Origin of the sequence: Streptomyces sp. NPDC056628 (assembly GCF_042792555.1) — a bacterium.
Classification (GTDB): domain Bacteria; phylum Actinomycetota; class Actinomycetes; order Streptomycetales; family Streptomycetaceae; genus Streptomyces.
The window spans coordinates 38,843-58,172 of the sequence record NZ_JBHTWG010000032.1; the positions used below are offsets into that span (position 1 = coordinate 38,843).

Sequence of the window (19,330 nt, forward strand, 5' to 3'; positions counted from 1 at the left end):
GTGAAGGCTTTGGTGCCCGCGGGCCTCGCGGCCCGCGGGCACCAGCGCCGATCCCCGTGATCTCGTACATCCTCCGCCGGACGCTCGCGGCAGTGATCCTGCTGCTGGTCGTCACCGCGGTCACCTTCGCGATCTTCTTCCTGCTGCCCAGGCTCGCCGGCCAGACGGCCGACCAGCTGGCCCAGCAGTACATCGGGAAGAGTCCCACCCAGGCCGACATCGAGGCGGTCAAGCAGAACCTCGGTCTCGACCAGCCCGTGTACGTCCAGTACTGGGACTTCATCAAGGGGATCGTCTCCGGCGCCACCTACGACCTCGGCCCCACCACGGCGCACTGCAGCGCGCCCTGCTTCGGCTACTCCTTCAAGACGCACGTCGAGGTCTGGCCCCAGCTCACCGACCGGCTGCCCGTGACGGTCTCCCTGGCCGCCGGTGCCGCCGTGCTGTGGCTGGTGGGCGGTGTCACGGCCGGTGTGATCTCCGCGCTCAAGCCGCGGTCGTTCGCCGACCGGACGTTCATGGGCATCGCACTCGCCGGTGTCTCGCTGCCCATGTTCTTCACCGGCCAGCTCGCGCTGTTCCTCTTCACCTTCCAGTGGCCGATCTTCGGCCGCGAGTACGTCCCGTTCACCGAGAACCCCTCGCAGTGGGCCAACACCCTCTTCCCGGCGTGGTGTTCGCTCGCCCTGCTGTACTCGGCCATCTACGCCCGGCTCACCCGCTCGGGCATGCTGGAGACGATGAACGAGGACTTCATCCGCACCGCCCGCGCCAAGGGCCTGCGGGAGCGGAAGGTCGTGGTCCGGCACGGTCTGCGCGCCGCGCTGACCCCGATCATCACCGTGTTCGGCATGGACCTCGGGCTCCTGCTCGGCGGTGCCGTGATCACCGAGACGGTGTTCTCCCTGCACGGCATCGGCGAGTACGCGGTGCAGTCCATCCGGGACAACGACCTGCCGCCGATCCTCGGCGTCACGCTCCTGGCCGCCTTCTTCGTCGTGCTCGCAAACTTCCTGGTGGACCTGTTGTACGCCGCCGCCGACCCGCGGGTGAGGATCTCGTGACCGAACTCTCCAAGACCGGTGCCGCAGTGGGGGAGCCCGTGAAGGGCCCCTCCGACGCGCCCACGGCGTTCCTCGAAGTCCGCGACCTCAAGGTGCACTTCCCGACCGACGACGGTCTGGTCAAGTCCGTCGACGGCCTGAGCTTCTCGCTGGAGAAGGGCAAGACCCTCTGCATCGTGGGCGAGTCCGGCTCCGGCAAGTCGGTCACCTCGCTGGCGGTCATGGGCCTCCACCGGCTCGGCGCCCGCGGCAAGAACGTGCGGATGTCCGGCGAGATCTGGCTCGGCGGCAAGGAGCTCATCTCCGCCGACCCGAATGAGGTGCGCCGGCTGCGCGGCCGCGAGATGGCGATGATCTTCCAGGACCCGCTGTCCGCGATGCACCCGTACTACACGATCGGCAACCAGATCGTGGAGGCGTACCGGGTCCACCACGACGTCAGCAAGAAGACCGCGCGCAAGCGGGCGATCGAGATGCTCGACCGGGTCGGCATCCCCGAGCCCGGCAAGCGCGTCGACAACTACCCGCACGAGTTCTCCGGCGGTATGCGCCAGCGCGCGATGATCGCGATGGCGCTGGTCAACAACCCCGAGCTGCTCATCGCGGACGAGCCGACGACCGCCCTCGACGTGACCGTCCAGGCGCAGATCCTCGACCTCATCCGCGACCTGCAGAAGGAGTTCGGCTCCGCGGTCGTCCTCATCACCCACGACCTCGGCGTGGTCGCCGAGATCGCCGACGACGTCCTCGTGATGTACGGCGGCCGGTGCGTGGAGCGGGGCTCCGTCGACGACGTCTTCGAGCGGCCGCAGCACCCCTACACCTGGGGCCTGCTCGGCTCGATGCCGCGCATCGACCGGGAGACCTCCGAGCGGCTCATCCCCGTCAAGGGCCAGCCGCCGAGCCTCATCAACGTCCCGTCGGGCTGCGCCTTCCACCCGCGCTGCCCGTACGCCGACATCCCCAAGGGCGATGTCACCCGTACCGTGCGCCCGGAGCTCCAGCCGGTCGGCAGCGGACACTTCTCCGCCTGCCACCTCTCGGCTGAGGACCGCACGCGGATCTGGACCGAAGAGATTGCGCCGAAGCTGTGAGTGAGACGAAGAAATCGGACGCGGCCGTTCCGGCCCAGGCGCCGGCTCCCGCCGCCGAGCGCGAGGTGCTGCTCAAGGTCGAGGGCCTGCAGAAGCACTTCCCGATCCGCAAGGGCGTCCTCCAGCGTCAGGTCGGCGCGGTCAAGGCCGTCGACGGCATCGACTTCGAGGTGCGCAAGGGCGAGACGCTGGGCGTGGTCGGCGAGTCCGGCTGCGGCAAGTCGACCATGGGCCGGGTCATCACCCGCCTCCAGGACCCGACGGGCGGCTCGATCCACTTCGAGGGCAAGGACATCACGCGGCTGAACACGGCCGGGATGCGCCCGCTGCGGCGGGACATCCAGATGATCTTCCAGGACCCCTACGGCTCCCTGAACCCGCGGCACACCATCGGGTCGATCGTCTCGGCGCCCTTCCGGCTCCAGGGCGTCGAGCCCGAGGGCGGGGTGAAGAAGGAGGTCCAGCGGCTCCTGGAGCTGGTGGGCCTGAGCCCCGAGCACTACAACCGCTACCCGCACGAGTTCTCCGGCGGCCAGCGCCAGCGCATCGGCATCGCCCGGGCTCTCGCGCTGAAGCCGAAGCTGGTCGTGGCCGACGAGCCGGTCTCCGCCCTGGACGTCTCCATCCAGGCGCAGGTCGTCAACCTCATGGACGACCTCCAGGAGGAACTCGGCCTGACCTACGTGATCATCGCGCACGACCTCTCGGTCGTCCGGCACGTGTCGGACCGTATCGCGGTGATGTACCTCGGCAAGATCGTCGAACTCGCCGACCGCACCTCGCTGTACGAGGCGCCGATGCACCCGTACACCAAGGCCCTGATGTCGGCCGTGCCGGTGCCGGACCCGAAGCGCCGGGGCGCCAAGAGCGAGCGCATCCTGCTCCGCGGTGACGTGCCCTCGCCGATCGCCCCGCCGCCCGGCTGCCGCTTCCACACGCGGTGCTGGAAGGCGACCGAGGTCTGCCGGACGGTGGAGCCGCCGCTGCTGGAGCTGAGGCCCGGCCAGCGCGTGGCGTGCCACCACCCGGAGAACTTCGAGGACCAGCAGCCGCAGGACACGGTGCTGCTCACGGCGGCCAAGGAGGCCGCCGAGCTGGTGGCCGACGAGGTGCTCGCGGAGTCGGCGCAGACGTCGGCCGCGGTGGCCGCGGAGGTGCGGCCGGAGACGGAGAAGGCCGCCGCGCCTGTCGCCGAGGACCCGGCGCCTGTCGTCAAGGGTTCGGAGCCTGTCGCCGAGGACCCGGAGCCTGTCGCCGAGGGCGCGAAGCCCGCCGCCGAGGACCCGGAGCCGATCCCCAAGGACCCGGAGCCTGTCGTCAAGGGCTCGGAGCCTGTCGCCGAGGGCGCGAAGCCCGCCGCCGAGGACCCGGAGCCTGTCGCCGAGGCGTCCACGGACGCTCCCGCCGAGGGTGACGAGAAGTAACCCACGCTGCAGCCCCCGCCTTCTTTTGTAAGGCGGGGGCTGTTTGCTGCGTAAGAATGTACGGGTGCTCCAGCAACTGTTCACTCCGTCCGTCCAGCACACGCTCGACCTGATCGGGATCTTCGTGTTCGCGATCTCGGGCGCCCTGCTCGCGGTCCGCAAGAACTTCGACGTCTTCGGCATAGCCGTCCTCGCCGAGGTCACGGCCCTGGGCGGCGGACTGTTCCGGGACGTGGTCATCGGCGCCGTGCCGCCGGCCGCGTTCACGGACCTGGGGTACTTCCTCACCCCGCTGCTCGCCGCGCTCCTGGTGTTCTTCCTCCACCCGCACGTGGAGCGCATCCAGACCGGCGTGAACGTCTTCGACGCGGCGGGCCTCGGCCTCTTCTGCGTCGCCGGGACGGCGAAGGCGTACGACTACGGGCTGAACCTCACCGCCTCCGTCGCCCTGGGCCTCGCGACCGCCGTCGGCGGCGGTGTGCTGCGCGACGTGCTGGCCAACGAGGTGCCGTCACTGCTGCGCTGGGACCGCGACCTGTACGCCGTCCCCGCGATCGTCGGCGCCTCGCTGACCGTCCTGTGCATCCACTACGACGCCCTGACCCCGGTCACCGGCGCGCTCGCGGCGGTCACGGCCTTCGTGCTGCGGCTGCTCGCCATGCGGTTCCACTGGCGGGCTCCGCGTGCGTGGAACCGGCGCTCGACCGTGCGAGAGGAGTAGCGCGGGACGTGCCCTGGGGCGCCATCAGCTCGCTCAGCCAGCGGAAGGCCGGTACGACCTGCGGCTTCCACAGCGCCATGGTGTGGCCTCCGGCGCTCGGCGGGACGAACACCACGTCCACCCGCGTGGGCGCCTGGGCGGCGCGGTCGAGGGCCTGCGCGGCCTCGTACCCGTCGCCCGGCTGCCCGGACAGGTACAGCGCGACGGGCGGTGGGGCGGGGGAGCGTGTCAGCAGGGCGTACGGGTCGTTGGCGGCGCGCAGCGCGGGGGTGCGGGCCGCGAGCGAGTCGGCCTCGGCGGCGGGGTCGTTGTACCCGGACAGGCCGACGGCGGCGCGGTAGCGGTCGGGGTGGGCCACGGCCAGCTTGACCGCGCAGTGGGCGCCCGCCGAGTAGCCGGCCACCGCCCAGCCCTCGGGCGCGGCCCGCGCCCGGAAGTTGTCCGTGACCATCTTCGGCACGTCCACGCTGAGCCAGGTGTCGGCGTTGACCCGCCCCGCGATGTTGGCGCACCCGGTGTCCGCCCCCGGCAGCAGGTTGGTGCGCGGGGAGACGAGGATGAACGGCTCGATCCGCCCGTCGCGCATCAGCGGCGCCAGTTGCTCGGGGGCGTCCATCGACCCGAACCAGGCCTTCGAGGAGCCCGGATACCCGGGCAGCAGCTCGACGACGGGGAACCGGTGCTCCCGGTAGGCGGGGTCGTCGTACTGGGGCGGCAGCCAGACGTTGACCTCGGCGTGGACCCCCGACACCCGGCCCTCCAGCTGGGTGACGAGCACCCCGCCCTCGGTGCGCATGCCGGGCCCCCGGCCGCGCTCGAAGGTCTGGGGCACCCGGGGCAGGGTCTCCAGGGCTATCCCGCCGGTGCCGCTCGCGCCGAGGTCGACGGCCGCGCGGACGTGGTCGCCGGTCCCGAGCAGGTCGTCCCAGTCGTCGTAGAGCTGGTTGGAGTTGTTGACCAGCGTGAAGACCAGGGCGACCGCTGTGGCCTGGGCGAAGAGCAGCATGGCCAGCCGGGCGGCGGCACGGGCGAACCGGGGTCCGGGCACCCGCGACCAGAGGGCCAGCGGCAGGGCGACGGCGGTGGCGCACAGCACGGCGAGCGTGGCGAGGAACGGGGTCCCGGTGAGACTCATGTCCTCATAGAGGGGCGAAGCGGGCCCCGGGTTTCACGGTCGCCCCCTCGCCGACGGCAAAGCTACCGCTTAGTAGTTAGTTGTTGTACCGTTCAGCCATGCCAGAAGCAGCCTCCGCCACCACGGCCCAGCGGGCCACGATCGGCGACAGCGAGTTCGACCGCGACACCGCGCTCACCCGGCGCGAGCCCGGCGTGTACGACATCGACCTCTCCGCCGGCTGGACCATCATCAGCGCCGTCAACGGCGGCTATCTGCTGGCCGTCCTCGGCCGCGCCCTCGCGGACGCCCTGCCGCACAGCGACCCGTTCACGATCTCCGCGCACTACCTGACCGCGTCCCAGCCGGGCCCCGCGGTCGTGCGCACGGACGTGGTCCGCACGGGCCGTACCCTCTCCACCGGCCAGGCCTCGCTCTTCCAGTACGACGACGAGGGCAACGAGGTCGAGCGCATCCGCGTCCTCGCCTCCTACGGCGATCTCGACGCCCTCCCCGACGACGTCCGTACGACGGCCGTGCCGCCGGCGATCCCGCCCGTCGAGCACTGCCTCGGCGCCGGCGACGGACCCGCCCCCGTATCGGGCAGCTCCGCCATCACCGAGCGGCTGATGCTCAAGCTCGACCCCGCCACTGTCGGCTGGGCGATCGGCCGGCCGTCCGGCAAGGGCGAGATGCGCGCCTGGTTCGGCCTGGCCGACGGCCGTGACGCCGACCCGCTCTCGCTGCTGCTCGCCGTGGACGCCCTGCCGCCCACCGCCTTCGAGATCGGCATCTCCGGCTGGGTCCCGACCGTCGAGCTCACAGTCCATGTGCGTCACCGTCCCGCGCCCGGCCCGCTGCGGGTCTCCATCACGACCCGCAACCTCGCGGGCGGCTTCCTCGAGGAGGACGCGGAGGTCTGGGACAGCGAGGACCGGCTCGTGGCCCAGTCCCGGCAGCTGGCGCGGGTGCGGCTCGGCTGAGGCCCGTCCCCACGCGACGAGGGGCGGCACCCGCGGTGAACGGGGGTGCCGCCCCTCGTCGTCCGCCGCTCAGTCCAGCCAGTGCTCCCGGCCGAGGGCGATCAGCCGCATCCGCCGGATCGCCTCCTCGGCGACCTGGTGGCGGGCGTCCTCCGGCCCCTCCAGGGCCTCCAGGAACAGCGAGGCCGTGACCAGCATCTGGTCGACGTACAGATGGGCGAGCATGCGCAGGTCGTCGTCCCGCCAGCCCTCCGAGACGGGGTCCTCGGCCAGCGCGGCCTTCACCTCCTCGCCGAACAGGGCGAGCTGGTCCTGTATCGCCGCGCGCACCGGCTGCACCCCGCCGTGCCGCTCCCGGGCGATGAACCGCACATGGGCCGGATGTGTCTCCACATGACCCGCGATCAGCTCGACCGCCCGCTCGATGCGCCGGTCGCTCTCCCCGTCCGAGGCGACGATGGTGCGGATCATCGGGTGCAGGCTGCCGAGCGCCTCCTCCACCAGGGCGACGCCCAGATCGGCGGTGGAGCGGAAGTGCCGGTAGAAGGCGGTCGGCGCGACGCCCACGGCCCGGGTGACCTCGCGCAGACCCAGGCTGCTCAGGCTCTGGTCCTCCAGCAGCGCCAACGCGGCGTCCAGGAGCGCCTGCCGGGTCTTCTGCTTCTGGGCCTGCCGTATGCCGAGGGTGTGACTCATGACATGCAGTTAACAACTGTTCTCTGGAGTTGGAAAGCCGGGGGCGGGGTACTCTGAAGTCAGTGAACAAGTGTAACCACAACTGTTCACCCAAATGAGAGAGATCGACACGTGATCTCGGAGGGGGATCCGACCATGTTGTTCCTCGTCGCCGCGCTCCTGCTGCTGGGCGTGCTGCTGGGCGCCGTCGCCCACGCGCCGATCGCCTTCAGCGCCGTCGCCGCCGTCATGATCGCCGGCTGGCTGGCCGTCTTCGCCGCCCGCGAACGCCACGCCCGCCGTCACTGACACGGCCGTCACCGACACCGCCGACCGGTCCTTTCGGACCTCACAGGAGCTGACACCCATGCACCTCACCGCACCGGCCGCCGAACGGCCGCGCACCCGGACCCGCACCCGCGACGCCGACGGCATGGCCGTCGCGTCCTTCATCCTCGGCCTCCTGGGCCTCCTCGTCTTCAACGTCTTCCTCGGCCCGACCGCCGTCGTCCTGGCCGCGGCCTCCCTGTGGCGGGGCACCGCCCGCAAGGGCCGCGCCTACCTGGGCATGGGCCTGGGCGTCGCCGACCTGCTGGTCCTGCTGCTCGTCATGCAGATGGACGACACGCTGTCCTGGAGCTTCTGAGCGGCGGCCTTGACACGAGGCCGCTCACCGGGGCCCCCTAGAATCGTGGCCACCATGGCTTACCTCGACCACGCCGCGACCACTCCGATGCTCCCGGAGGCGGCTGAGGCACTGACCGCCCAGCTGGGCGTCACCGGCAACGCCTCCTCCCTGCACGCATCCGGCCGCCGCGCGCGGCGCACCGTCGAGGAGGCCCGCGAGACCCTCGCGGAAGCACTCGGCGCCCGCCCCAGCGAGGTGGTCTTCACCTCCGGCGGTACCGAGGCCGACAACCTCGCGGTCAAGGGCCTGTACTGGTCCCGCCGCGCCGCCGAACCGGCCCGCACCCGCGTCCTCGCCAGCCCCGTCGAGCACCACGCCGTCCTCGACGCCGTCCACTGGCTCGGGGAGCACGAGGGCGCCACCGTCGAGTACCTGCCCGTCGACACGCACGGCCGGGTCCACCCGGACGCCCTGCGCAAGGCCATCGCCCGCAACCCCGACGACGTCGCCCTGGCCACCGTGATGTGGGCCAACAACGAGATCGGCACGATCATGCCGGTCCGTGAACTGGCCGAGGCCGCCGCCGAGTTCGGGGTGCCCCTGCACGCCGACGCCGTCCAGGCCTTCGGTCAGGTCCCGGTCGACTTCGCCGCGTCCGGTCTCGCCGCGATGACGGTCTCCGGCCACAAGATCGGCGGCCCGTACGGCATCGGCGCCCTGCTTCTGGGCCGCGACCAGACCCCCGTGCCCGTCCTGCACGGCGGCGGGCAGGAGCGGCACGTCCGCTCCGGCACCCTCGACGTCCCCGCCATCGCCTCCTTCGCGGTCGCCGGACGCCTCGCGGCCGAGCAGCGCGCGTGGTTCGCCCGGGAGATCGGCGCCCTGCGCGACTCCCTCGTCGACGCGGTCCGTACGGCCGTCCCGGACGCGATCCTCGGCGGCGACCCCGAGCCCGGCGGGCGCCTGCCCGCCAACGCGCACTTCACCTTCCCCGGCTGCGAGGGCGACTCCCTGCTCCTGCTGCTGGACGCCCAGGGCATCGAGTGCTCCACCGGCTCCGCCTGCACCGCGGGCGTCGCCCAGCCCAGCCACGTCCTGCTCGCCACCGGCACCGACCCGGACCTGGCCCGCGGCACCCTGCGCTTCTCCCTCGGCCACACCTCCACCGCGGCCGACGTCGAGGCGGTCGCGCGGGCCATCGGACCGGCCGTGGAACGGGCCCGCGCGGCCGGCCTCACCTGAGGTCCCGCGGGCTCCGGTCGGACATCGCCCGGGCGGGCGCCGTACGCGCCGCCCGCACCAGCTTCATGTACCGGTCCCAGTCCCAGTGCCGGCCGGGGTCCGTGTGGTCCGTCCCCGGCACCTCCACGTGCCCGATGATGTGCTCCCGGTCGACCGGGATGTCGTAGCGCGCGCATATGCGGCCCGTCAGCCGGGCCGACGCCTCGTACATCGCGTCCGTGAGGTCCTCGGGGCGCTCCACGAACCCCTCGTGCTCGATGCCGACGCTGCGTTCGTTGTAGGCGCGGTCGCCCGCGTGGTACGCCACGTCGAGCTCGCGGATCATCTGCGTGATGTGCCCGTCCTTGCGGACTATGTAGTGCGCGGCCGCCTTGTGCTCCGGGTCCTGGAACACCTTCACCGCGCTCGCGTAACTGCCCTGCGTGACATGGACGACGACCATGTCGATGCCGTAGTCGTCGGGCCGGTCCGCCCGCCGCCAGTTGGCCTCCGAGGCCGCCACCCACCGCGCCCCGGCGTAGTCGACCTCGCCCTCCTTGCGCGGCTTCTCCACGCCCGGCGTCCGCCACCACAGGCGGGCCAGTTCGTCACGGGCCAGGACGGCAGAGCCCGCCGCGGCCACCGCCCCGCCGATCAGCACCGCGCGGCGCCCGACCTTCCGGTCGCCGTCCTTCGAAGCCTTCCCCTGTCCCATGTGATCGTCAACGGATACCCGTGGGCCCTGGTTCCCGGGCCCCCGTACCCTGGAGGGGTTATGACTGACACCGCGCAGCCCTCCCGCCCCCTCCGCGTCCTCGCCGCCATGTCCGGCGGGGTCGACTCCGCCGTCGCCGCCGCCCGCGCGGCCGAGGCGGGGCACGACGTGACCGGCGTCCACCTCGCGCTCTCCGCGAACCCGCAGTCGTTCCGCACGGGCGCGCGGGGCTGCTGCACCATCGAGGACTCCCGTGACGCGCGCCGCGCCGCCGACGTCATCGGCATCCCGTTCTACGTGTGGGACCTCGCCGACCGCTTCCGCGAGGACGTCGTCGAGGACTTCGTCGCCGAGTACGAGGCCGGCCGTACCCCCAACCCCTGCCTGCGCTGCAACGAGAAGATCAAGTTCGCGGCGCTGCTGGACAAGGCCCTCGCCCTCGGCTTCGACGCGGTCTGCACCGGCCACTACGCGCAGGTGATCGTGCGCGAGGACGGCACCCGGGAGCTGCACCGGGCCTCCGACATGGCCAAGGACCAGAGCTACGTCCTCGGCGTGCTCGACGACCGGCAGCTCGCCCACGCGATGTTCCCGCTCGGCGACACGGTCACCACCAAGGAGGAGATCCGCGCGGAGGCCGAGCGCCGCGGCCTCGCCGTCGCCAAGAAGCCCGACTCGCACGACATCTGCTTCATCGCCGACGGCGACACCCAGGGCTTCCTCGCCTCCCGCCTCGGCAAGGCGGAGGGCGACATCGTCGACGAGTCCGGCGCCAAGGTCGGCACCCACGAGGGCGCGTACGGCTTCACCATCGGCCAGCGCAAGGGGCTGCGCATCGGCACCCCGGCGCCCGACGGCAAGCCGCGCTACGTCCTGGACATCTCGCCGGTCGACAACACCGTCACGGTCGGCCCGGCGTCCGCCCTCGAGGTCTCCGCCCTGACCGCGATCAAGCCCCGCTGGTGCGGCGCGGCCCCGTCCGGCCCCGGCACCTACACCGCCCAGCTGCGCGCCCACGGCGGCGAGACCGAGGTGACGGCGGACCTCGTCGACGGCTCCCTCGAGGTGTCCTTCACCGAGCCGGTGCGCGGCGTCGCCCCCGGCCAGGCGATCGTGCTGTACGACGGCACACGCGTGGTGGGATCGGCGACGATCGCCTCGACGGTGCGGGCGAAGGAAGCCACCCCGGCGCTCTGAAGCCCCGCGCGCGAGCGGGGCACCCGCGCGTACCCCGCGCCGGTCACTCCCCGAAGAACTGCGCCAGCACCGGCGCCAGCACTTCCGGTTCCGCCATGTGGGACTGCCGCTCCAGCACCCGGTACGTCCCCCGCGGGGCCGTGTCCGCGACGGCGCGGGCCGCCTCGCGCATCCACTCGGGACTCGCGCCGCCCGCGAGCGACAGGACCGGGGCCGTGATGGACGCCAGCCGGGCCTCGGGCACCAGCCCGTCGCCCATCACGGCGTCGTCGTAGGCCAGGCTCGGGGCGATCGACTCCATCGCGGGCCACATCGGGGACTGCCGGGCGCCCTGGATGATCCCCTCGCCGAGCCCGGCGAGCCGCAGGAACAGCTCGACCGCGTCCCCGTGCCGGTCCCGCGCCAGCGCGCTCGCCAGCCGCTCGGTGTACTCCGCCCGCTCCTCGGCGCCGCCCTCGTAGACCGCGAACGGCACCTCGTACACGGCGAGCCGGGGCACCGGCAGCCCGCTCGCCGCCGCCCGTAGCGCCAGCGCCCCGCCCGAGGAGACGCCGTACAGCGCCGCCTCGCCGCCGACCGCGTCGATCAGCGCCGCCAGATCCTCGACCTCGCGCTCCACCGTGTACGGCTGGGTGTCACCGCTCTCGCCGCGTCCCCGGCGGTCGTAGACGACGGCCGTGCAGCGATCCGCGAGCGCTTCCGCCAGGGGCGCCACCGTGTCCCCGGTGGACATCGCGCCACTGACGAGGATCACCGGCGGTCCCTCGCCCCGGGTCGCGTAGGCGAGGGAGGTACCGTCGGCCGAAATGGTCTTCTTGTCCATGCCTGTGCAGATTGCCGCACGGCACGGAACTAATCGCCTACGACACCTCGACTTCGTAGAAGCAGAGGTGGTCCTTGATCGCGGCCACGTCCGTCTTCGGGTCCGGGTACGCCCAGACCAGGTCCGCGGCGTCACCGTGCGACCAGTAGGAGGCGTCGCCCTTGAAGGGGCAGTGGCTGTGGGTGGCCGACGGGGTCAGCAGGTCCAGGCGGACGTCCTCCGGCGGGATGTAGTAGCGCACGGGACAGCCCGTCTCCCGCAGCACCAGCGGCCGGTCGCTCTCCGCCAGCACCTGGCCGTCGTGCACGACCCGCACGCGCCGGGTCCCCTGCTCGATCGTGATCGTGTGTCCAAGGGTCATATGGGGGTCAGCGCGCGCGGGCCGTCCGTTCTTCCCGCGTACCGTGGGCCCATGCGTATCTGCGTCTTCCTCTCCGCCGCCGACCTCGACGACCGCTACACCCGCCCCGCGCGCGACTTCGCGGAACTGCTGGGCAAGGGCGGGCACACGCTCGTCTGGGGCGGTTCCGACGTCGGCCTGATGAAGGTCGTCGCCGACGGGGTACAGGAGGCCGGCGGCCGGCTCGTGGGGGTCTCCGTCGAGTTCCTCGCCGCCAAGGTGCGGCCGGGCGTCGACGAGATGGTGATCGCCAAGGACCTCGCCGAGCGCAAGAGGCTGCTGCTGGAGAAGGCCGACGCCGTCGTGATCATGGTCGGCGGCACCGGCACCCTGGACGAGGCGACCGAGATCCTGGAGCTGAAGAAGCACGGCCACACCGAGATGCCGGTGGTCCTGCTCAACACCGCCGGGTTCTACGACGGCCTGAAGGAGCAGTTCCGGCGCATGGAGGACGAGGGCTTCCTGCCCCGCCCGCTCACCGAGCTGGTGTTCTTCGCGGAGGAGCCGGTGGGGGCGCTGGCCTACCTGGAGGAGAGCCAGGGCGTGGCGTGATCCCGGCCGGTGCGAGCATGGCGGGTATGGCTACACATGTGATCACCGGAGCGGGCTCCGGAATCGGCGCGGCCGTCGCCCGCCGTCTGCACGCGCGCGGGGACGAGCTCGTCCTGCACGCGCGCGACGCCGCCCGCGCGAAGGAGCTCGCGGCCCTGTACCCGGGCGCGGCGACCCTGGTCGGCGACCTGGCGGACCCGGACCGGCTGTCCTGGGCCTTCTCCCACCAGTCGCTGCCGGACCGCGTGGATTCCCTGCTGCACATCGCCGGCGTCGTGGACCTGGGCCCCGTCGGCGAGCTCACCCCGAAGTCCTGGCGCCACCAGCTGAACGTCAACCTGATCGCCCCCGCCGAACTGACCCGCCACTTCCTGCCCCAGCTGCGCGCCACCCGCGGGCACGTGCTGTTCGTGAACTCCGGCGCCGGACTCACCGCGCACGCCGACTGGGGGGCGTACGCCGCCTCCAAGCACGGACTGAAGGCCCTGGCGGACTCGCTGCGCGCCGAGGAGCACGGCAACGGCGTCCGGGTCACCTCGGTCTACCCGGGCCGCACGGCGAGCCCGATGCAGGCGAAGGTGCACCAGCAGGAGGGCAAGGAGTACGACGCCGCGCGCTGGATCGACCCCGAGTCGGTCGCCACGACGATCGTCATGGCCCTGGATCTGCCCCGGGACGCGGAGGTGAACGACCTGACGGTCCGGCCGGGCAGGTGACCGGCGCGAAGGCCGCGCCGCGTTGCATAGTCTTTCAGGGTGAGCAACAGCACTGAATACCTGTTCGGCGCGGCCACCGGCGTCGGTTCGCTGCCCGGCGGCGACGCCCGCGAGGCCGCGAAGACCGCCACCGGCTCCCTCGAGGACTTCCCGTTCCTGGCCGAACTGCCCGCCCGCGGGCCCGGCGCCGACATGATCGGGCGGACCGCCGGGATGCTCGTCGAGCTGTACGCGCGCGTGGAGCCCAGCGGGTGGCGGATCGGCGACCGGCCCGGCCGGGACACCCGGCGGGCCCGGTCCTGGCTGGGCGAGGACCTCGACGCGCTGGAGGAGTTCACCCAGGGCTACGAGGGGCCGCTGAAGGTCCAGGCGGTGGGGCCCTGGACGCTCGCCGCGGCCCTGGAACTGCGCAACGGCGAGGCCGCGCTGTCCGATCCGGGGGCCTGCCGCGACCTCGCCGCCTCGCTCGCCGAAGGCCTGCGCGAGCATCTCGCGGAGGTCCGGCGCCGGGTCCCCGGCGCCCAGGTCGTCCTCCAGCTCGACGAGCCCTCCCTGATCGCGGTGCTGCGCGGCCAGATCAGGACCGCCAGCGGCTACCGCACCCACCGCGCCGTCGACCGGCAGATCGCCGAGGACACCCTGCGCGACATCGTCGGGGTGAACGGCGAGGGCCCGGTCGTGGTCCACTCGTGCGCACCGGACGTCCCGTTCGCGCTGCTGCGCCGGGCGGGCGCGGCCGCGGTCTCCTTCGACTTCTCCCTCCTCACGGAGCGTGACGACGAAGCGATCGGTGAGGCCGTGGAAGGCGGTACGCGGCTGTTCGCCGGTGTCGTCCCCGGCACGGACGGCCCGTTGTCAGACCCTGCCGGTAGCGTCATGGGTGTCAGGACGTTGTGGCGCAGGCTGGGGCTGTCACCGGGGCTTCTCGCGGAGGCGGTCACGATCACGCCGGTGTGCGGACTCGCGGGCGCGTCCCCCGACTACGCACGCAGGGCGCTGGCCCACTGCGTCCAGGCGGCGAGATCCCTCGCGGACAACCCAGAGTAACGGGAGGAAACACGGTGGCCGGCGACAAGCAGGCGGAGACGACGGCGGTGCCCGCCGGGGCCCGCGAAGAGCACGCGCAGCTGGCGGAGCAGGTCGAGGAGCACCGCTTCCGGTACTACGTGAAGGACGCTCCGGTCGTCAGCGACGCCGAGTTCGACACGCTGCTGAAGACGTTGGAGGCCCTGGAGGAGAAGTATCCGGAGCTGCGCACACCGGACTCGCCGACCCAGAAGGTCTCGGGTTCGTACGAGACGGAGTTCACCGCGGTCGAGCACCGCGAGCGGATGCTGTCGCTCGACAACACCTTCAACGACGACGAGCTCGGCGCCTGGGTGGACCGCATCGCCCGTGAACTGGGCGAGCAGGAGTACCACTTCCTGTGCGAGCTGAAGGTCGACGGACTCGCCGTCAACCTCACCTACGAGAACGGCCGCCTCACCCGCGCGGCCACCCGCGGCGACGGCCGCACGGGCGAGGACATCACCCCGAACGTCCGCACCATCGCGGAGATCCCCGACCGCCTCGCCGGCGACGACGTCCCCGAGCTGGTGGAGATCCGCGGCGAGGTCTACTTCCCGATGGGGAAGTTCCTCGAGCTCAACGAACGCCTGGTCGCCGCCGGCGACAAGCCCTTCGCCAACCCGCGCAACGCCGCCGCCGGTTCGCTGCGCCAGAAGGACCCGCGCGTCACCGCCACCCGCCCGCTGCACATGGTCGTCCACGGCATCGGCGCGCTCCGGGGCTTCTCGGGCATGACCCGGCTCTCCCAGGCCTACGACCTGCTGAAGACCTGGGGCCTGCCCACCTCCCCGCACAACCGCGTGGTCGACGACCTGGCGGGCGTCCGGGAGTTCATCGCGTACTACGGCGAGAACCGCCACTCCGTGGAGCACGAGATCGACGGCGTCGTCGTCAAGCTGGACGAGATCCGGCTCCAGGGCCGCCTCGGCTCCACCGCGCGCGCCCCGCGCTGGGCCATCGCGTACAAGTACGCGCCGGAGGAGGTCAACACCAAGCTCGTCGACATCAAGGTCGGCGTCGGCCGCACCGGCCGGGTCACCCCGTACGCGCAGGTCGAGCCGGTCACCGTCGCGGGCAGCGAGGTCGAGTTCGCGACCCTGCACAACCAGGAGGTCGTCAAGGCCAAGGGCGTCCTCATCGGGGACACCGTGGTCATCCGCAAGGCCGGGGACGTCATCCCGGAGATCCTCGGCCCGGTCGTCGACCTGCGCGACGGCAGCGAGCGGGAGTTCGAGATGCCGGGCGAGTGCCCCGAGTGCGGCACCCCGCTGCGGCCCATGAAGGAGGGCGACATCGACCTCCGCTGCCCCAACGCCCGTGCCTGCCCCGCCCAGTTGCGGGAGCGGGTCTCCTACCTCGCCGGCCGGGAGTGCCTGGACATCGAGCACTTCGGCGGGGTGGCCGCCGCCGCGCTCACCCGTCCGCTGGAGCCGGCCGACCCGCCGCTGGCCGACGAGGGCGACCTGTTCGACCTGACGGTCGAGAAGCTGCTGCCCATCAAGGCGTACGTCCTCGACCCCGACAGCGGCCTGCCCAAGCACGACCCCAAGACGGGCGAGGAGAAGGTCGTCACGGTCTTCGCCAACCAGAAGGGCGAGCCGAAGAAGAACACCCTCGCCCTGCTGGCGAACATCGAGGCCGCCAAGCAGCGCCCGCTCGCGAGGTTCCTCAACGGGCTGTCCATCCGGCACGTCGGCCCGGTCGCGGCGCAGGCCCTCGCCCGCGAGTTCCGCTCGATCGACCGCATCGAACAGGCCACGGAGGAGGAGCTGGCGGCGACCGCCGGAGTCGGCCCCATCATCGCCGCCGCGCTCAAGGAGTGGTTCGCCGAGGAGTGGCACCGCGAGATCGTCCGCAAGTGGAAGACGGCCGGAGTCCCGCTGGAGGAGCAGTCCTCCGGCGAGGACGAGGGCCCCCGTCCGCTGGAGGGTCTCACCGTCGTCGTCACCGGCACGCTGGAGAATCACACACGGGACGGTGCCAAGGAGGCGCTGGAGAGCCGCGGCGCGAAGGTGACCGGGTCGGTGTCGAAGAAGACCTCCTTCGTCGTCGTGGGGGACAGCCCGGGGTCCAAGTACGACAAGGCGGTGCAGCTGAAGGTGCCGGTTCTGGACGAGGACGGCTTCGCCGTCCTGCTGGAACAGGGGCCGGAAGCGGCGGCCGAAGTTGCCCTGTCCGTGGAGCAGTAGCGGTTGAACCCGGCCCGATGGGCGCATATCAGATGCATACGGGTGGCTGGGGCGCATTCGGGCAACCGTCGACGACCGCTGCCCGTACACGCCTTCGGCGGCCTACTGTTGAGATGTGCGCCTGCCGTGCCCAGTTGCGGTCGGGGCATCCCTTCGCTCCCGAGGAGCAAGGAGGGGCGAGGGGAAGGGTTTTCCAGCGCGGGGCCGTCGAGGGCAGTCGTCGGGCGACGGGCCGCGTGGCGTGGGCACCGCCGGCTGTGAGAGGGACGGGAATGGAACCGACCGAGAGTGCCGCCCCGCACTCACGGCTGCGCCGGACGGCCGGCGTTTGCCGCGGGTGGGCGGCACGGACCGCGGATCGCCCGGGTGTGGGCACCGGGCGGGACACCACGGACGGCGGCGCCCGGCGCGACGGCGAGCACGCCGCGGGGCTGGCGGACCCCGACCACGAACGGCACCTGTCCTGGCCCGCGTTGCCCGCGTCGGTGGTCGCGGCCGCCGCCTTCGTCCTCGGGGCCGGTTTCTACCGGGCGTTCACCGGCGGCCACGCCCTCTTCCCGTCCGGCACCGTCGGCTGGTCCCTGGCCGTGCTGACCGGCATCATCGTCGGCCATCTGGTGGCCCTGGGCCGTGCCCGCTGGTGGGGCGGCACCGGTTCCGGCGCCGCCCTCACCCTCGCCGTGCTGCTGTTGTACGGCTGGGTGTCGGCCGGCATGGTCAGCCTCACCGTCGTCGTCCTGGTCGGCGTCGCCCGCCGGGGCCGCTGGCGCCAGGGCGTGCTGCACGGCGCGGTGGACATCCTCGGCATCGCCTCCGGCGCCCTGGTGCTGGCCGCGTTCGGCCGGGTCCCGAGCGTCGAGAGACCCTGGAGCCCCGACACCTGGACGCTCTACACCGCCCCCGGCGTGGTGCTGGTCGCGGTCGCCTATCTCCTCGTCACCCGCGTCCTGCACTGGTATCTGCACGCCCCGCGCGGCGGTCTGCCCACCGTCGCCCGCACCGCCCTGGTCAGACAGGGGCTGGTCGCCGTCGCCCTGCTGGGCATCGCCCCCCTGGTGTGCGTGGTGGCCGTCGCCAAGCCCCTGCTGCTGCCGCTGTTCTCCATCCCGCTCGTCGCCCTCGACTCCACCCTGTGGATAGCCCGGGCCCGGGCGGAGGAGCAGTTGCGCGATCCGCTGACCGGGCTGCCGAACCGGCAGTGGCTGCTGGAGCGGATCTGGACCGCGCTGGACGACGCCGAACGCATCGGCGCCCGGTCCGCGCTCATGCTGATCGACCTCGACCGCTTCCGGTCGGTGAACGACACCCTGGGGCATCTCGCCGGTGACCGGCTGCTGTTGCAGATAGCCGACCGGCTGCGGCTCGCCCTGCCGCGCGGGGCGGAGGCCGCGCGGCTCGGGGGAGACGAGTTCGCCGTCCTGCTGCCCGTCGCCGACTCCACCACGTCCGCGACCCGCGTCGCCCGCGGCCTCGTCGCGGCGCTCAGCTCACCGCTCGACCTGGACGGCCTCACCCTGGTGCTGGAGGCCAGCGCGGGCGTCGCCGTCTTCCCGGACCACGCGCTCGACGCCGAGGGGATGCTGCGCCGCGCGGACGTGGCGATGTACCAGGCGAAACGGGACCGCACCGGCGTCGAGGTCTACGAGTCCAAACGGGACTCCAACACCCCGGACCGGCTCGGCCTCCTCGGCGATCTGCGCCGCGCCCTCGACGCGCACGAGGTCGAACTGCACTACCAGCCCAAGGTCCGCTTCGACGGACAGGTCGCCGGACTGGAGGCGCTGGTGCGCTGGGTGCACCCCGAGCGCGGGAAGGTGCCGCCCGACGAGTTCATAGCGATAGCCGAGTCCTCGGGGCTGATGCCGCACCTCACCGAGTACGTCCTGGAGACCGCGCTCGGCCAGGTGGCGCGGTGGCGCTCCCAGGGCCTGTTCGTGCCGGTCGCCGTCAACGTCTCCCCGCGCGACGTGCACACCCCCGGTTTCGCCGGTTCCGTAGCCGCGCGCCTCGCCCGGCACGGGGTCCCGGCGGGAGCACTCCAGCTGGAGATCACCGAGCACGTCCTGCTGGAGGACCCGACCCGCGCCGCCGACACCCTCGCCGCGCTCACCGCGCACGGCGTGAAGATGTCCCTCGACGACTTCGGCACCGGCTACTCCTCGCTGGTGCATCTGCGGCGGCTGCCGGTGAGCGAGTTGAAGATCGACCGCTCGTTCGTGGCCCGGCTCGCGGTGGACGCCGAGGACGCGGAGATCGTGCGCTGCACGGTCGACCTGGCGCACTCGCTCGGCCTGCTGGTCGTCGCCGAGGGCGTCGAGGACGACGAGACCTGGGAACGCCTGCGCGATCTGCGCTGCGACGCCGTCCAGGGCTGGCTGGTGGCCGCCGCCATGCCGCCCGAGGAGACGACCGCCTGGCTGCGGGCGCGCGGCTCGCGGGGCTGGCAGCGCCCGAAGGCGGCGCTCCCTGCCGCCGAGTGACACGGCGACGCACGCAGAGGTGGGATCGCGGGCTCAGCGGTTCGCCCCCGCCGTGAAGCGGGCCGTCAGCAGGTCCGGGCGCCACTCGCGCGCGGCCCCCGGCAGCCCGTCCGCCACGCGTCGGCGTCACCGGGCCGTGCAGGCCAGCCCGGTCCGTCCTGTTCATCGGCGTCCGCTTACTGCTCCGGCCGCGCGCCGCGGCGGCCGGCTACGGCGGTCCCGGCCGACCCCGGCGGCGACGCCTCCGCCCACCTCGCGATCAAGGG

The 19,330-nt window shown here is 72.4% G+C and carries 19 protein-coding genes; 14 read left to right on the top strand and 5 right to left on the bottom strand.

What is annotated here, in order from left to right; genetic code table 11:
- Positions 1–56: 56 nt before the first annotated feature.
- The 4 genes from ACFRAC_RS29115 (at position 57) to ACFRAC_RS29130 (ending at position 4,303) form a co-directional block, all read left to right on the top strand.
- A complete protein-coding gene (locus ACFRAC_RS29115; RefSeq protein WP_361352161.1) occupies positions 57–1,064 on the top strand; it encodes an ABC transporter permease in 1,008 nt (335 codons plus the stop codon).
- A complete protein-coding gene (locus ACFRAC_RS29120; RefSeq protein ID WP_382934049.1) occupies positions 1,061–2,158 on the top strand; it encodes an ABC transporter ATP-binding protein in 1,098 nt (365 codons plus the stop codon). Before ACFRAC_RS29115 ends, ACFRAC_RS29120 begins: the two co-directional genes overlap by 4 nt.
- Positions 2,155–3,582, top strand: coding sequence for a dipeptide ABC transporter ATP-binding protein (locus tag ACFRAC_RS29125; protein WP_382934053.1), 1,428 nt, complete (start codon positions 2,155–2,157; stop codon positions 3,580–3,582). The genes ACFRAC_RS29120 and ACFRAC_RS29125 overlap by 4 nt, the downstream gene beginning before the upstream one ends.
- A gap of 64 nt (positions 3,583–3,646) precedes the next feature.
- Positions 3,647–4,303 carry a trimeric intracellular cation channel family protein gene (locus ACFRAC_RS29130; RefSeq protein ID WP_361352169.1) on the top strand — a complete coding sequence of 219 codons (657 nt, stop codon included), beginning with the start codon at positions 3,647–3,649 and terminating at the stop codon, positions 4,301–4,303.
- On the opposite strand, the gene ACFRAC_RS29135 is transcribed toward ACFRAC_RS29130, so the two are convergent.
- Positions 4,212–5,438 carry an alpha/beta hydrolase gene (locus tag ACFRAC_RS29135; protein ID WP_382934058.1) on the bottom strand — a complete coding sequence of 409 codons (1,227 nt, stop codon included), beginning with the start codon at positions 5,436–5,438 and terminating at the stop codon, positions 4,212–4,214. The genes ACFRAC_RS29130 and ACFRAC_RS29135 overlap by 92 nt on opposite strands.
- A gap of 98 nt (positions 5,439–5,536) precedes the next feature.
- Between ACFRAC_RS29135 and ACFRAC_RS29140 the strand changes: the two genes are divergently transcribed.
- On the top strand, positions 5,537–6,400 hold the full coding sequence (locus tag ACFRAC_RS29140; protein WP_382934061.1) for a thioesterase family protein: 864 nt from the start codon (positions 5,537–5,539) through the stop codon (positions 6,398–6,400).
- 69 nt (positions 6,401–6,469) lie between these two features.
- On the opposite strand, the gene ACFRAC_RS29145 is transcribed toward ACFRAC_RS29140, so the two are convergent.
- On the bottom strand, positions 6,470–7,096 hold the full coding sequence (locus ACFRAC_RS29145) for a TetR family transcriptional regulator (protein ID WP_382934066.1): 627 nt from the start codon (positions 7,094–7,096) through the stop codon (positions 6,470–6,472).
- Positions 7,097–7,231: 135 nt separating this feature from the next.
- On the opposite strand from ACFRAC_RS29145, the gene ACFRAC_RS29150 reads away from it, so the two are divergent.
- From ACFRAC_RS29150 to ACFRAC_RS29160, 3 genes are read left to right on the top strand one after another with little or no spacing between them, the layout of a single operon-like run.
- Positions 7,232–7,384 (top strand): hypothetical protein, encoded by a 153-nt coding sequence (locus ACFRAC_RS29150; protein WP_382934071.1) that lies wholly within the window; start codon positions 7,232–7,234, stop codon positions 7,382–7,384.
- 58 nt (positions 7,385–7,442) lie between these two features.
- The gene (locus tag ACFRAC_RS29155) at positions 7,443–7,721 is read left to right on the top strand and encodes a DUF4190 domain-containing protein (protein WP_382934074.1); all 279 of its coding nucleotides are present in this window, start codon (positions 7,443–7,445) and stop codon (positions 7,719–7,721) included.
- A 54-nt stretch (positions 7,722–7,775) separates the two neighbouring features.
- Complete coding sequence (locus ACFRAC_RS29160; protein WP_382934267.1) at positions 7,776–8,945, top strand: cysteine desulfurase family protein; 1,170 nt, start codon at positions 7,776–7,778, stop codon at positions 8,943–8,945.
- Here the strand turns inward: ACFRAC_RS29160 and ACFRAC_RS29165 are convergent.
- Entirely contained in the window at positions 8,938–9,639 is a 702-nt protein-coding gene (locus ACFRAC_RS29165) for an N-acetylmuramoyl-L-alanine amidase (protein WP_382934079.1), read from the bottom strand. The two genes, ACFRAC_RS29160 and ACFRAC_RS29165, sit on opposite strands and share 8 nt — an antisense overlap.
- A gap of 60 nt (positions 9,640–9,699) precedes the next feature.
- On the opposite strand from ACFRAC_RS29165, the gene mnmA reads away from it, so the two are divergent.
- The gene (gene mnmA, locus ACFRAC_RS29170) at positions 9,700–10,836 is read left to right on the top strand and encodes a tRNA 2-thiouridine(34) synthase MnmA (RefSeq protein ID WP_382934084.1); all 1,137 of its coding nucleotides are present in this window, start codon (positions 9,700–9,702) and stop codon (positions 10,834–10,836) included.
- 43 nt (positions 10,837–10,879) lie between these two features.
- On the opposite strand, the gene ACFRAC_RS29175 is transcribed toward mnmA, so the two are convergent.
- Positions 10,880–11,659: an alpha/beta fold hydrolase gene (locus tag ACFRAC_RS29175; RefSeq protein ID WP_382934090.1), complete on the bottom strand. Its 780-nt coding sequence runs from the start codon at positions 11,657–11,659 to the stop codon at positions 10,880–10,882.
- A 37-nt stretch (positions 11,660–11,696) separates the two neighbouring features.
- Positions 11,697–12,020, bottom strand: coding sequence for a DUF427 domain-containing protein (locus tag ACFRAC_RS29180; protein ID WP_382934095.1), 324 nt, complete (start codon positions 12,018–12,020; stop codon positions 11,697–11,699).
- 51 nt (positions 12,021–12,071) lie between these two features.
- Between ACFRAC_RS29180 and ACFRAC_RS29185 the strand changes: the two genes are divergently transcribed.
- The 5 genes from ACFRAC_RS29185 to ACFRAC_RS29205 all read left to right on the top strand — a co-directional run bounded on the left by ACFRAC_RS29185 (position 12,072) and on the right by ACFRAC_RS29205 (position 19,064).
- Complete coding sequence (locus ACFRAC_RS29185) at positions 12,072–12,611, top strand: TIGR00730 family Rossman fold protein (protein ID WP_382934101.1); 540 nt, start codon at positions 12,072–12,074, stop codon at positions 12,609–12,611.
- 17 nt (positions 12,612–12,628) lie between these two features.
- Complete coding sequence (locus tag ACFRAC_RS29190) at positions 12,629–13,327, top strand: SDR family oxidoreductase (RefSeq protein WP_382934106.1); 699 nt, start codon at positions 12,629–12,631, stop codon at positions 13,325–13,327.
- Between the two features lie 39 nt (positions 13,328–13,366).
- Positions 13,367–14,374 (top strand): methionine synthase, encoded by a 1,008-nt coding sequence (locus ACFRAC_RS29195; protein WP_382934113.1) that lies wholly within the window; start codon positions 13,367–13,369, stop codon positions 14,372–14,374.
- A gap of 14 nt (positions 14,375–14,388) precedes the next feature.
- The gene (gene ligA, locus ACFRAC_RS29200; RefSeq protein ID WP_382934119.1) at positions 14,389–16,584 is read left to right on the top strand and encodes an NAD-dependent DNA ligase LigA; all 2,196 of its coding nucleotides are present in this window, start codon (positions 14,389–14,391) and stop codon (positions 16,582–16,584) included.
- Positions 16,585–16,856: 272 nt separating this feature from the next.
- Positions 16,857–19,064 carry a putative bifunctional diguanylate cyclase/phosphodiesterase gene (locus tag ACFRAC_RS29205; protein ID WP_382934124.1) on the top strand — a complete coding sequence of 736 codons (2,208 nt, stop codon included), beginning with the start codon at positions 16,857–16,859 and terminating at the stop codon, positions 19,062–19,064.
- Positions 19,065–19,330: the final 266 nt, after the last annotated feature.